Genomic DNA, 13,421 nt, shown 5'->3' on the forward strand with positions numbered 1-13,421 from the left:
AAATTCCCTATACTTTTTTGCACATTAGCTAGCGACAAGCAAACTGCTAAATTTATTTAAGATATATTTAGTCTATTAATTTCATAATGTTATCTATATATGCATGATTTACCGGTGCAAAAAAGTGTACATGCCACGTACGATTTCCTATCATTGAAACAGTCTAGTAAAAATAATAACCGTTCACATTTAGGCCATGACTAACCGCCCTACTCGCCAATCCGATCCCTCCTATGAGCTGATCAACCACCGGACGAACGGCTCGATTCTGTATCGCCAGCACGGGTTCCCCGATGAGCTGGTTCGCTGGCACTATCACAAGGAGTACGAACTCCATCTGATCACCCACAGCACGGGCAAAGTGTTTGTCGGCGACTACATCGGCAACTTCTATCCCGGTAACCTGATCCTGACCGGCCCCAACCTGCCCCATAACTGGATCAGCCACACCGATGAACAGGAGGTCTACCCGGAACGGGACAAGGTGGTGGTCTTTACCGACGAGACGATCCAGCACGCACGCCAGGTTATGCCCGAATTCAGTGAGCTGGATGAGTTGCTGAACCGGTCCCGATTCGGCATCGAGTTTCTGGGCAGTGACACCATCCGCGAAGCCTATCGACTGATGCAGTCGATCTCGACTTCCGAGGGGCTTAAAAGCCTGGCCCACTTCCTTGAGTTCATGGATCTGCTGGCGAAAACTGGCGACTATCGCTTGCTGTCGAGCGAAAACTACTTTTCAGCAGCGGGGGAAAAGAACCAGCATCGTGTCAATCAGGCGGTGAACTACATCTTCGAGCACTTTCAAGAAGAGTTGAGTCTCGAGGAGGTCGCGGAAGAGCTGGGGATGCAACCCACCTATTTCTCACGTTTTTTCCGTCAGGCTACAGGCCGCCGCTTCGTCGAGTTCGTTAACAGCCTGAGAATCAACCGTGCCTGCGATCGACTGGCGCACACCGATATACCGATCACGGATATCTGCTTCGAAGTGGGTTTTACCAATATCTCCAACTTCAATCGACGCTTCATGGCACTGAAGCAGATGACCCCCTCCGAATACCGGAGACTGTCGCCGGTCGCCTGCCAGTTCGAACCGAGCGCTCGATTGGTCTGAATCCGACGCAATAGCAGAGCCAGAGCCCTACCCGCTATCGCCCTTCAACTGGAGATAAGCATGAAAAAGCCGCGCCCGAAGGCACGGCTTTTGTTTCAATGACAGAGCGACGGGCTCTTAACGCAGCACCAGGTAAAACACTCCGTTACCCCGCCTGACCTGGAGCAGAAGTTTATCGTCGACACGTGCCAGCACCTTGTTGAGGTCATCCATACCGTCCACCCTCTGCCGATTGACGCTGAGGATCACGTCATTCGATCTCAGCCCGGCGGCCGCTGCGCTTGACTGCGGATCCAGCTCGGCGATAACGACGCCACGACCATCCGGCGAGTTGGCGAAGGTCACGCCATCCAGCAGCTTGTGCAGCCGGACATCGGAGGTCAGGGTTGCGGACTTGCCGACCTTCACGTCCACGTCCATTTTCTTGCTCTCTCTGATCAGAGTGAGCCTGACGGTCTCACCGACGCCGGTAAACGCAATGCGATGCCGGAGCTGACCGCTGTTGGGCGTCGGCTTACCGTCAACTTCGAGGATCAGGTCGCCCGCTTTAAGACCCGCTTTCTCGGCCTCCGAGTCCTTGATCACATCGGTCACCAGCACGCCCTGTTGACCGTTGGCGATATCGAACGCCTGCTGCAGCTCAGGCGTCAGATCCTGAATCGCGACACCGATCTGCCCGCGGGTCACCTCCCCCACATCCAGAATCTGATCTGCAACATTGCGCATCATATTGACCGGAATCGCAAAACCGATACCGACGTTGCCACCACCCGGGGCGATTATGGCGGTATTGATACCGACCAACTCTCCGTTCAGGTTAACGAGGGCACCGCCCGAGTTGCCCGGGTTGATCGACGCGTCGGTTTGGATGAAGTTTTCAAACCCTTCAATTCCCAACCCGGTACGTCCCAACGCACTGACGACCCCGGTGGTAATGGTCTGGCCGAGCCCGAAGGGGTTACCTATGGCAACCACGAAATCGCCCACTTTCAGGCTATCGGAATCAGCCAGGGGCAGCGCGCTTAATCTATCGGCCTTGATATTGAGCACGGCGATATCGACCTCGGGGTCAGCACCGATCAGCTCTGCCTCAAAGGTACGCCCATCCAGCAGTTGCACCTGAATCTCATCCGCGCCCTTGATAACGTGATAGTTGGTGATGATAGTGCCTTGGTTCTGATCGACGATAACGCCGGACCCCGCACTGGCCTGGCGACGCTGATGCCGGGGCTGTGCCTGCCCCTCAGGAATGTTGAAAAAGCGACGGAAGAAGGGGTCGCTCAACAGGGGGTTATAAACCTGCTGGGTGGAGAAGGTAGCGATATTGACTACCGCTGCATTGACCTTTTCCAACATCGGCGCCAATGAGGGCAACTGCTTGCCCTGAGAGTCGCTGACTGGCAGCGCGGCCGAGGCATTCAGGGCCGCTACAGCCAGCAGCGCGGCCGCACCAAGTTTTAAAGCTCTTTTCATAATAAGCTCCTGAATAATTCAATGTATATCAGTTGTATGGGCATTAAATCGCTATTCAAGTCATTTGCGTCTGCGCAAACGTCGCACCAGTCCGGACCTCAACACTAAATGAAGCCGATCGAACGCATCGTCGATCGCCATCTCGGCCAGCCGTTTATCGGCATAGATATCCAGATCGCGCTTTTCGGTGCCACGGAACGAGATATGGCACTGGTAATTACACGCCGGGGCACCGCCGTGCGATATTCTGTCCAACACCACCTCGACGCGCCGAATACGGTCCGACTTCGACTCAAGTCGCTCGAGGCGCGAGCGGATACGCCGCATCGCTTCCGGGTTTTCGATTCCATGGCGGAACATGACTGCGGTGATCATCTGACCTCCTCAGGCACCGATAACCGGCTCAGGCCGATTATCGGCAAAAGCTGTGGTTTAACTGGAAAAGCTGGATTCAGACGACTGAGAGAGGAGGCGCACGGATCGAATAGTTCGACACCTCCGCCGAAGCGTGCGGATCGGTTTCGAAGGCCCCGGTGAGGGAGGCATGGCGGGGTAATGTAAAAACCTTTTCGGCGGCGACGAGACGGGGATCGGTGTCACTGGGTAAAGGCGGAAAATCGGGCAGCAGACCGAGGTGATCATTCAAGCAACGATCGTCGCCGTGCAGCTGATCCAGTACCTCTTCTGCAAGACGCACTTCGCCGGCCAGCACCTGTGCGGTGCCGCCCAACAAAGAGCCCAGCATCAGAAACAGATATAGCAGCACTCTCACGGCGACAGATCTCCCCTCACGCCGACCACGGTCATCGAAATCGATAATGGCTATAGAGTTACATAACAGCGCCAAGTTCAGTGAACCAGTCGATCCACCCTAGGCCTGGAACAGCGACAGCAGGCCCAATAGTACAAACAGGCCACAGGCGGTACGGCGAATCCAGTCCAGCGGCACCTTGCGCATCAATGCGCCGCCGAAGTAAGCCACCGGCACATTGGCCAACAACATACCCAGGGTAGTGCCGGTAACCACCGCCAACAGCATCTCTTCATAACGAGCTGCCAGGATCACCGTCGCTATCTGAGTCTTATCGCCAATCTCGGCGATGAAGAACAGAACACATGTGGCGGCTAAGGCGCCATATTTCAAGCTCTCACTCTCCTCGTCATCTTCCTTATCGGGAATCAGCACCCAGAGACCTACAGCGATGAAACTGAGACCGACGATCCAGACTATCCAGTTTTCCGGGATCAGATCAGCCAACCAGCCACCGAGCCAGGCTGAAACACCGTGGTTAACCAAGGTTGCCAGCAGAATGCCGAACACGATTGCACCACGCTGTTGCGCAAAGCGTGCGACCAGGAACAGGGTAAGCAGCTGGGTTTTATCGCCGATCTCGGCAATGGCGACGGCAAGCGTCGAGGAGAGGAAAGCATCCATCGAAAACAGAATCCTGGCGGGCATTGACCATAAGACACAACACGCCGGCCCGCCATGAGCAGCATGCAGTGTCTCAGGTCTCGTCAATCCACGATCAGGATCGTGGACGTGGCTGCCATGAGCATTGAGGCTCAATTATGTTGACAGCGACTCCGACTCGACAGGTATCGAGCGCGGAAGACTACTCCCCCAAGAGCGGGGTGGATCTTAACAACCTGCCCGCTGCGACACAAGTCACAACGGACAGATCAGGGGCACTCAGAGCTGTTCCAGTGCCCAGTCGAAAGCGATTTTGTCCTCCGCATCAACCAGCTCGCGCAGGGACTTCAGACTTTCCTTGAGCTGCTCGACAGTGGGACGATTGATATTGACGTGGCCCACCTTGCGCCCCGGACGCAGCGACTTGCCATACCAATGCACATGCACGCCGTCCACTCCTAGCCATTCCGGCTTCCAGCTGCGTCCGAGCAGGTTGTACATTACCGATACGCCCTTAATTTCCGGGGTAATCAGCGGCAACTCGGCCAAGGCACGCAGGTGCAGCTCGAACTGACTGATCGTCGCACCCTCCTGGGTCCAGTGGCCGCTGTTATGGACACGCGGCGCCAGCTCGTTAACCAGCAGATCGCCATCGACGACGAAGCACTCCATCGCCATGACACCGATATACCCCTGGTCGTCCATGATCCGGCTGAGCCACTCTTCCGCGTGCTGCTGCTGAGTCGCCGGCACCGGCAAATTGGCAACGCTGGTACGCAGAATACCGTTCTCGTGCCAGTTCCGGGTCAGCGGGTAGAACACCTTTTCGCCCTTGGCGTTACGCGCACCAACCAGCGACACCTCGTGACTGAACGGGATCATTGCCTCGGCGATGCAGCTGCCGGCCCACTCGGCGTCAACCTCAGCGCCACGCTGCCAGCGCCACTGGCCACGGCCGTCGTAACCACCGCGACGACGCTTGACCACGGCGCGCTCACCCAGGCTTTCCAGCTTTTCAGCCAACTCGGCTTCGTTTTCCAGAACGACCCAGGGTGCGGTCGGCACCTGCAGACGGTCAAGCAGGCTCTTCTGGCGCTGACGGTCGATCACCGCATGCAGCGCCGAAGCGTTGCGGAAATTGGGATGTTTCTTCAACTGCAGACCGGTGACCGTATCGGGCCAGTGCTCGATCTCGACGGTGATGACATCATCATCGTGTAGCGCGATCTCGATATCCTGATTGGGCTCTACCGGCATCACCTGCAACTGCATCGGTGCACCGGCCTGCTGCAACATCTGGCCCAACTGGCCGTTACCGGCCACGACGATTCTTGGCAACATCATTCAACCTGTCTTCTGTTAATCGCGGAGGTGTTAACCACGTGGATCGGGATTATCCAGCACGGACTGGGTCTGCTCGGCACGCCAGTTGGCGATGCGGACCGCCAGCTCCGAGTCCTCGACCGCCAGCATCTGTGCCGCCAGCAGCCCGGCATTGAAGGCACCGGCACCGCCGATTGCCAACGTGCCGACCGGTATACCTCGCGGCATCTGTACGATGGACAGCAAACTGTCCTTACCGCTAAGCGCCTTGCTCTGCACCGGCACGCCCAGTACCGGCACCAGCGTTTTGGCCGCGATCATGCCCGGCAGATGCGCGGCGCCACCGGCGCCGGCGATGATCACCTTGAAGCCGTTCTCAGCGGCCTGCTCGGCAAAGCGGAACATTTTGTCCGGTGTACGGTGAGCCGAGACAACCTCGGTGAAATACTCAACGCCCAGTGTATCCAGGATCCCGGCGGCCTCTTCCATGGTCGGCCAATCGGAGCGCGACCCCATCACGATAGCGACTTTTGCACCCATGTCTGTCTCCTGTTACTCCAGCTTCGGTAGCCCCGGGCAGACACGCGGCACTACGCAATATTCGATAGAGAAGCGATCGTTCGAAATTAGAGGCGGGCGATTATACCAATCTGTGACAGAAAGTGGACCTTACAACGACACTCTCGATCATCAGCAACGGCCATCAATTGCCGCAATACGGCATTTACCGGCCCACCGGCCTGTCGAAGTGACGACAGACTGATCAAAAACGGTAGAATGCAACCCTGGCTCAAGAATAACAGGGATCCTTCTCATATGACTTTCAGGCTCTTCGCCCGCGCCACTAGCCTCGTTCTGGCGACGGCACTGATCAGCGGATGTGACACGCTACCCTCCATCCCCTACATCAACCAAAAACCTGCACAGGAATCGTCGGCACAAACCGCACCGGCTCCAGCCAAAGCCAAGCCACTGAGCCGCAGTGAGAAGATCGCCAAGGGTTTGAGTGAAGAGCTGGACTGGTTTCCGAACCTTGACCAGCCGCTGGAGCAGCTTCGAGAAAGCTATGCAAACGACCCATCCCCCGCCAAGCGAAGCCAGACGCTATCCAGCATAACCTACCTTTACGATGCGCAACTGTTCCTGCTGTTTCAGGATATGCTCGACTTCCTGCCCAAAGACGCAAGGGTTCAGGAGCTGAAGGAGCAAAACGCCTGGTTGGACAAACGCCAGCAGTTGCTCACTCAGGCGTTTCTGCGCGAACAGGACAAGACCGCTGCCCGCGATGCCGCCAGTCAGGCCTTCATCAAAGCGACTCGTGCACGGATCGATGAGATAAAAGCCAAGCGTAAACTGATCGTTCTGCAATAAAGTTGAAACTTTTTGCCGAATGGCGGGACAAATGCGCTCTTAGGGTGTTACCGGCATGTTCGCCTGACCGCCAACGGGTTAGGGCGAATGCCGGTGCAGTAAACAGACTTACAAAATCGTTACCACTTTTAGTGGCGGATATCTATTGCACTGCAGAAATCGGCGTATAATAGGGCTGCCTGTTGGGTCTGCCCCCCAGATCCGCTCCTCCCACGTGTCAAATCACGTCGGGCAGGGACAGGCACAATAATTACTTAGCCTTGGCCTTAAAAACTGTTCGTCGCAAGTATGCATATCCTTGGCGCGCTCCCTGCTGGTGTCTGCACCACCGTCGAGATCGCCAGACAACGAGATTGTGATCCCGAGACGCGAACTACGCATGACTTCCAATTACAGAGCTTTACCGCTTGTTGCGAGCGGTCGCATTAGAATGTACCGAACCCTTCTGGCCAGTTTGCTGATCTTTTCAGTAACACTGTTACAGCAGGCCGCTGCTGCCGTGCAGTTTGCCAAAACCGGCGAGTTTTCCCGTGATACGGTGCAAAATATCGCCCGAGAGCTGGCAAAGCGCCCATTTAAAACCGTACCGACTCCGGTACCGGAATCCATTAAAAATCTGACCTACGACCAATATCGCGCTATCCGATACCGACCGGAAAAAGCGATCTGGGCCGAGGATGCCGTGCCCTATCGGATGCAGATGTTCCATCGAGGCTTCTATTACAGTGAGCCGGTGGAGATCGCATTGGTAGAGGGTGACCAAGCCACCCATCTGGCCTATGACCCGGAGCAGTTCACGCTCGACAACCGCTTCGAGTTTAATCTGCCGCTGGAAGATATCGGCTATGCAGGCCTGCGCCTGCACACGCCGCTGAACAAACCCAGTGTCTGGGACGAACTGGTCGTATTTCAGGGCGCGAGCTACTTCCGCTCATTGGGGCGGGATCAGGTCTATGGACTATCCGCGCGTGGCCTGGCACTTAAAACCGGCGCAGCTGAGGGTGAAGAGTTTCCGGTATTCAAAGCCTTTTGGGTGGAGAAACCGAGCAATCTGGCCAACTCCGTCGTTGTCCACGCCCTGCTCGACAGCAAGAGCGTGACCGGTGCCTACCGCTTTACCATCCGGCCGGGCGTCAACACCGTCATGGATGTGCAGGCTACCCTGTTTCCCCGCGTCAACCTGACCAAAGTGGGCCTGGCACCGGGCACCAGCATGTACTACTTCTCGCTCAATGGTCGCGAACAGATCGACGACTTCCGCCCCGAGGTGCACGATTCCGACGGTCTGCTGATGGTCAATGGCCGTGGTGAACGGCTGTGGCGACCGCTGGCCAATCCGGCCTCACTGCAGATCAGCGCATTTCTCGACACCTCGCCGATCGGCTTCGGTCTGATCCAACGCAACCGCAACTATGCTCAGTATCAGGATCTGGAAGCGCACTACGAGAAGCGCCCCACCCTGTGGGTAGAACCGTTGGGCGATTGGGGCCGCGGCGCCGTGGTACTGACCGAGATCCCGACCAACGCCGAGATCCATGACAATATCGTCGCCTTCTGGCAGCCGGCGGAACCGATTGCTGCTGGCAGCCAGTATAGCTACTCCTATCGCCTGACCTGGGGCGTTGAGCCGCGGCTGCAGCCGGGCGAGGTGCGCGTACAGGCCACTCGTAGCGGCCGCGCCGACGTGGCCAGTGCCACCCCGCGCCGTCTATTCGTGGTCGATTACAACATACCGGTGCCCAGCGACGATAAACCTTCGATGCTGCCAACGGCCCGGCTGTTCAGCTCGGCCGGTACGACGCGCAATCTGGTGGTAAGGGAGAATCCGGTCAACAATGGGTACCGCGTCAGCTTCGAGTTCGATCCACAGGAGGAGACCCTCTCTGAACTGCGGCTGGAGCTGCACTTTGACGATCAGCGCCCAGCGGAGACCTGGCTGTATCGCTGGACCGCGCGATGACCACTAGGCATGAACCGGGCATGCCGATGCTGCGCCCGGCATCGATGCCCGCGCAGAACCTGCGGCAACGTCCGGACGCGCAGGCGATCGTCACGCCACGCACGTCAAAGCAGCATCTGCGGCGCTGGACCCTGCTCGGTGCCGCTGCCGCGCTGCTCGGGCTCGGCAGTTACGAGATGTACTCGGTACTGGCACTCGGCGGCACCACCCCGCTGGAATACGCCATGCTGGGCCTGTTCATCTCCACCTTTGGCTGGATCGCGTTGGCCGCGGTCAGCGCTCTGTTCGGCTTTGTGCGGCAGTGCCGCCAGCTGCGTAATCCGCTACGCCATGAACTGTTCCGCCCCCGTGGCCGCACCGCGGTACTGCTGCCCTGCTATAACGAAGACCCCGCCCATCTGGCTGCGGCTGTCGAAGCGATGGTGCAGGAGCTGGTCAACTGTGGTGCAGCAGACTGGTTTGACTGGGTACTATTGAGTGATACCCGCGATCCTCGACGGGCCCTGGAGGAGGAGCAGGCGGTCACACTGCTGCGCCAGCGCCTGGGTCAGAAAACCCGTATCTACTACCGCAGACGTCGCTACAACATCGACCGCAAGGCGGGCAACGTAGCCGAGTTCTGTCGCCACTGGGGATCGCACTACGACTACCTGGTTGTCCTCGATGCCGATAGCCTGATGTCCGCCTTTACACTGACCGAGCTGGTCTACCGCATGGAACAGGATCCGGGAGCGGGTTTGATCCAGACCATTCCGCGCCTGATCAACGGCACCAGCCTGATCGCCCGACTGCAGCAGTTCGCCAACAGAGTATACGGACCTATCGTCGGCAGCGGCCTCGCCTGCTGGACCAACCCCGAGGGTAACTTCTGGGGCCACAATGCGATAATCCGCCGAGCGGCGTTCATGAACGCCGCCGGACTGCCTCGCCTCAAAGGCAAAGCGCCCTTCGGCGGCACCATCATGAGTCACGACTTCGTCGAAGCCGCGCTGCTGCGCCGGGCCGGCTGGAAGGTGGTGATCGCCGACGACCTGCCCGGGTCCTACGAGGAGTGTCCACCCTCCATTCTCGATCTGGCGATACGCGACCGCCGCTGGTGCCAGGGCAACCTGCAGCACATCAAAGTGATCGGCAGCCGCGGACTGCACTGGATCAGTCGCATGCACCTGCTGACCGGCATCATGTCCTACCTCTCCTCGCCCTTGTGGCTGGCGTTGATCCTGGTCGGTATTACCCTGGCCCTGCAGGCACAGTACATCCGCCCGGAATACTTTGGGGTCGACTTTTCTCTGTTTCCAACCTGGCCGAGACAGGACGCACCCCGAGCCGTGCGCCTGTTCATCCTGACCATGTTGATACTGTTTGTACCGAAGATTTTGGGCAGCCTGTTGTTCCTGTTGTCGAACCGGCTGCGCCGATCCGCCGGCGGACTGTTTCGCTTGAGCGGCAGCATAGTCACCGAAGTACTGGTATCCGCGGCCATTGCGCCAATCATGATGTGTATCCACTGCGGTGCCGTGGCCTCCATCCTGCTCGGTCGTGACAGCGGCTGGAACCCGCAACGGCGCCAGGATGGCAGCCTGCCCTGGCTGCAGCTGATCTACCGCCACCGCTGGCACACCCTGGCCGGCATCCTGCTGGCGCTGATCGCCTGGTCCAACTCCCTGGCATTGTTGGCCTGGCTATCCCCGGCCATATTCGGCCTTGTACTGGCGGTACCGCTCTCGGCGTTGACCGGATCGTTGGGCATTGGGGCCTGGTTCAAGCGCGTGGGGATTCTTCGCACCCCTGAAGAGACCCAGGCGCCCAGCGTCGTTGCGCTCAAGGATGATCTGCTGCCCTGGTACGAAGAACAGATTGCCGTAACACCAACTGTAGAGCAGTTACTCGATTCGCCGGAACTGGTGGCCCGTCACCTGGCGCTGACGCCAGACCCGGCACTGGAGGAGGACAGCGAACGATTCCAGGCCAATGCAGCACTGGCCCGGGTCAAGCTGCTCGATGCCGGGAGCCGCCAGCAGGCACTGGTATGGCTCAGCAGCACCGAGCTATCCCTGGTGCTGGCGACCCCCTTCCTGTTTCAGCAGTTGGTGGCGCTGCCCTGCCGCAAACTAAGCGCTGCCTGAGGTCTATTTCAATCAACTAGCCTAACCGGCCCGTGAGCAGATGCCGGTTAGGTTGGCAATGCAAACGCCGGGTCACAATCACCGGAATCAACAGGCAGAACACCAGCGCCAGAGTGTAAAGGCTAAACCATCCGCCCCCCTGAGCACGCACGGATCCCGTCGTGTATTGCATTGTGTAGAGCAGCACCGCGTGGAAGCTGAACACCTGAATTGAGTACCGGCCCAGCAGTTCAAAGAACGGTAGATACTGGTCAAGCCGGAACCGGTTCATCAGCCGCCAGCCGATCAGCACCAACAGCATGCAGTTGAACAGCCGTAGTGGGCCGAGGTTCGGTTTATCCAACAGCGCCGTGATAAATGGACCCGGCTGAACGTACTCCCGCCGCCATACCCAGAGCACCAAGGCACAGGCCAGGGCAAGCCAGAGCAGGCCGCGCTCGCGCACGAAGCCCGCGCTCACGCCGGTCAGGCGTGCATAGCCCAGCGTCAGCCCCGCCAGCCACAGCACCTGCCAGCTGAACAGGTTGAAATACCCGGGGTGAAGCTGAATCCCACGGGTTTGGTACAGGTCGCGTAGCGGATCGACCCACTGCCCGGCGCACCAGAGCATGACGCTTCCCCCCACCACCAGCAGAGCGCGGCCTTGATGCAGTGCCCGCAGTATGCTGGGAGAGATCATCACGAACAGCACATACATCGGCAGGATATCCAGGTAGCCTGGCTGGTGAACCAGCGCCAGCATCGCCAGCAGGGTGGTCAGCGGCTCCTCCCGGTAGGGCCGCAATGCCCAGTACCAGAGCGAATCGAAGAACGGCAGCAGCGCCAGTGCCGCGAGCAACAGCACCATCGTGGCGTGGTAACGGTAGATCAGCCAGGCGCGGGCCAGACTGCGACGAACCAGCTTCGACGGCTCATCCACATAGCGGGCGTAGATCTGCCCGAACATCAACCCGGACAGAAAGATGAAGCCCTCCGCCGCCGACATGAAGCCAAATGGCTGGTAGGTATAACTGGCGATAATTCCGCCAAGATGATCGATCAGCATAATCACCAGAAACACCCCACGCAGGGTGTCCAGGCGGCGATCACGCACGAGTGCAGGGGCCGACATGTTGGGCGCTTCTAATTAAGGTATCAAACAGGAGAAAACAGGATGTTCAACAGGGCAACCGTGGCTAACGAAAAAGGCAGAGACAGTATGATCAGTGCCGCGATATCGTCGACCGGCCCCTGGTATCGGGTAGCCAGTATATAGCTGATTACCGCCGTTGGCATCGCACATTGAATCATTAGCGTCAAACTTTCCAGCGGCGCCATGCCAAACAGGCGTGTAACCAAAAACGCCACCAACGCCCCGACAACCGGTCGGTACAGCGCCATCGCCAGTAACCGTCCCCAGCGCGTCGAGTGCCCGAGGCGCAGATTGCCGAGCGAGCGCCCCAGCAGTAACAGCATTACCGGCAGGGTAAAGCCCCCGAGCAGGTCAAGCGTGCGCATCGCAAACGCCGGCAGTTCGATCTGAAAGCCGATCAGCAGTGCGCTGACCAGTAACGCGATCGCCGGCATGTTTCTAAGCATTTCTCGCGGCTTGAAGCGACCGGACATCACCGACACCCCGAGGGTGAAGTGACTGACCGTCACCACCGACGAGATCACCACCGCCGGCGCCAGAGCCTGTTCGCCGAGCAGCGCATAAACCACCGGAATTCCCAGGTTGCCGGTATTCGGATTGGTCAGTACCGACAGATAGTCACGCACAGGAAGGTGTGTCAGCCACAACAGCAGCCAGGTTACCAGCGCGATAAGGGTCAGCGCCGACGCCATGGCCGCCAACAACTGCCCCATGCCGCCCAGGTCGATCTGCATCTTCAGCAGCGAATGGATCAACAGCGCCGGCAGGCCGATATTGGTGACCAATGTGCCTAAAGCGGGGTTGTTCAGCCAGTCGGTTTGTCGACTCAGAATCGCCCCCAATGCCGCAATCAGGATGACCGGCAGCATCGGGAGCAGGAAGGCCTGGAGCAAGATCAGTTGGCCTTTTTCAAGTACTGGGTCAACAGCACGATACGGACACCGTTGACTCGACCTTCGATCTGCTCAGGATTATTGGTCAGGGAGATGTTGCGCACAGCCGTACCGCGCTTGGCGGTGAAACCGGCACCCTTGACCGGTAGGTCCTTGATCAGGGTAACCGTGTCACCATTTTCCAGCGGTGTGCCATTGCTATCCAGCGTCGCTGCGCTACTTTCACCATCACTACCCGCTTGCCCCGCTTCCGCCCAGCTTTGCAGCTCAGGGTCCATATAGAGCAGGTCACGCTGATCACTGGCCCAGATTTCGGCCTGGCCGATCAAGCGGGTCAGCAGACGCCAGGCCATCACCTGAACCGCTGGCACCTGACTCCACATACTGTCATTCAGGCAGCGCCAGTGGTTAACATCCAGCGCCTCGCCGGATTCTACCTCACCCAGGCATTTGCCACACAGCAACAGCGCGCGGTCTTCGCTCTCTTCGGTCACCGGCGGTACCTGATACACCGAGAGATTTGCTTCGGAGCTACACAGTTCACAACGGTTGCCGCTACGTTCGATCAACGCCTGTTCAATACTCATATCGATATGCCTTACTGTCGGGAAACCG

At 58.4% G+C, this 13,421-nt stretch carries 13 protein-coding genes and 1 riboswitch; of the genes, 4 read left to right on the plus strand and 9 right to left on the minus strand.

Features of this window, described 5'->3' with window-relative positions:
• The first annotated feature begins 196 nt into the window (after positions 1–196).
• Complete coding sequence (locus IEX40_RS10280) at positions 197–1,114, plus strand: helix-turn-helix domain-containing protein (protein ID WP_188747924.1); 918 nt, start codon at positions 197–199, stop codon at positions 1,112–1,114.
• Positions 1,115–1,231: 117 nt separating this feature from the next.
• Here IEX40_RS10280 and IEX40_RS10285 read toward each other — a convergent pair whose 3' ends face one another.
• From IEX40_RS10285 to purE, 6 genes are all read right to left on the minus strand, one after another.
• Positions 1,232–2,587, minus strand: a complete 1,356-nt coding sequence (locus IEX40_RS10285) for a DegQ family serine endoprotease (protein ID WP_188747926.1) — start codon at positions 2,585–2,587, stop codon at positions 1,232–1,234.
• 60 nt (positions 2,588–2,647) lie between these two features.
• Positions 2,648–2,962 (minus strand): HPF/RaiA family ribosome-associated protein, encoded by a 315-nt coding sequence (locus IEX40_RS10290; RefSeq protein ID WP_188747929.1) that lies wholly within the window; start codon positions 2,960–2,962, stop codon positions 2,648–2,650.
• A 76-nt stretch (positions 2,963–3,038) separates the two neighbouring features.
• On the minus strand, positions 3,039–3,359 hold the full coding sequence (locus IEX40_RS10295; protein ID WP_188747931.1) for a hypothetical protein: 321 nt from the start codon (positions 3,357–3,359) through the stop codon (positions 3,039–3,041).
• A 99-nt stretch (positions 3,360–3,458) separates the two neighbouring features.
• On the minus strand, positions 3,459–4,022 hold the full coding sequence (locus IEX40_RS10300) for a TMEM165/GDT1 family protein (RefSeq protein ID WP_188747933.1): 564 nt from the start codon (positions 4,020–4,022) through the stop codon (positions 3,459–3,461).
• An 85-nt stretch (positions 4,023–4,107) separates the two neighbouring features.
• Positions 4,108–4,224: riboswitch (yybP-ykoY riboswitch) on the minus strand.
• A gap of 56 nt (positions 4,225–4,280) precedes the next feature.
• Complete coding sequence (purK, locus tag IEX40_RS10305) at positions 4,281–5,345, minus strand: 5-(carboxyamino)imidazole ribonucleotide synthase (RefSeq protein ID WP_229680700.1); 1,065 nt, start codon at positions 5,343–5,345, stop codon at positions 4,281–4,283.
• Between the two features lie 30 nt (positions 5,346–5,375).
• Positions 5,376–5,864 carry a 5-(carboxyamino)imidazole ribonucleotide mutase gene (gene purE / locus IEX40_RS10310; protein WP_188747934.1) on the minus strand — a complete coding sequence of 163 codons (489 nt, stop codon included), beginning with the start codon at positions 5,862–5,864 and terminating at the stop codon, positions 5,376–5,378.
• A gap of 276 nt (positions 5,865–6,140) precedes the next feature.
• Here purE and IEX40_RS10315 point away from each other — a divergent pair, with 276 nt between their 5' ends.
• From IEX40_RS10315 to mdoH, 3 genes are all read left to right on the plus strand, one after another.
• On the plus strand, positions 6,141–6,695 hold the full coding sequence (locus IEX40_RS10315; protein ID WP_188747936.1) for a hypothetical protein: 555 nt from the start codon (positions 6,141–6,143) through the stop codon (positions 6,693–6,695).
• Between the two features lie 430 nt (positions 6,696–7,125).
• A complete protein-coding gene (locus tag IEX40_RS10320) occupies positions 7,126–8,655 on the plus strand; it encodes an OpgD/OpgG family glucan biosynthesis protein (RefSeq protein WP_229680701.1) in 1,530 nt (509 codons plus the stop codon).
• Complete coding sequence (gene mdoH / locus IEX40_RS10325; RefSeq protein WP_188747939.1) at positions 8,652–10,781, plus strand: glucans biosynthesis glucosyltransferase MdoH; 2,130 nt, start codon at positions 8,652–8,654, stop codon at positions 10,779–10,781. Before IEX40_RS10320 ends, mdoH begins: the two co-directional genes overlap by 4 nt.
• A 16-nt stretch (positions 10,782–10,797) precedes the next feature.
• On the opposite strand, the gene opgC is transcribed toward mdoH, so the two are convergent.
• From opgC to IEX40_RS10340, 3 genes are read right to left on the minus strand one after another with little or no spacing between them, the layout of a single operon-like run.
• Positions 10,798–11,892, minus strand: a complete 1,095-nt coding sequence (gene opgC / locus IEX40_RS10330; RefSeq protein WP_188747941.1) for an OpgC domain-containing protein — start codon at positions 11,890–11,892, stop codon at positions 10,798–10,800.
• Positions 11,893–11,915: 23 nt separating this feature from the next.
• On the minus strand, positions 11,916–12,806 hold the full coding sequence (locus tag IEX40_RS10335) for an AEC family transporter (protein WP_229680702.1): 891 nt from the start codon (positions 12,804–12,806) through the stop codon (positions 11,916–11,918).
• Between the two features lie 2 nt (positions 12,807–12,808).
• On the minus strand, positions 12,809–13,393 hold the full coding sequence (locus IEX40_RS10340) for a PhnA domain-containing protein (RefSeq protein ID WP_188747942.1): 585 nt from the start codon (positions 13,391–13,393) through the stop codon (positions 12,809–12,811).
• Positions 13,394–13,421: the final 28 nt, after the last annotated feature.

The sequence above is a fragment of the Marinobacterium zhoushanense genome (assembly GCF_014641945.1).
In the GTDB taxonomy this organism is placed as follows: domain Bacteria; phylum Pseudomonadota; class Gammaproteobacteria; order Pseudomonadales; family Balneatricaceae; genus Marinobacterium_D; species Marinobacterium_D zhoushanense.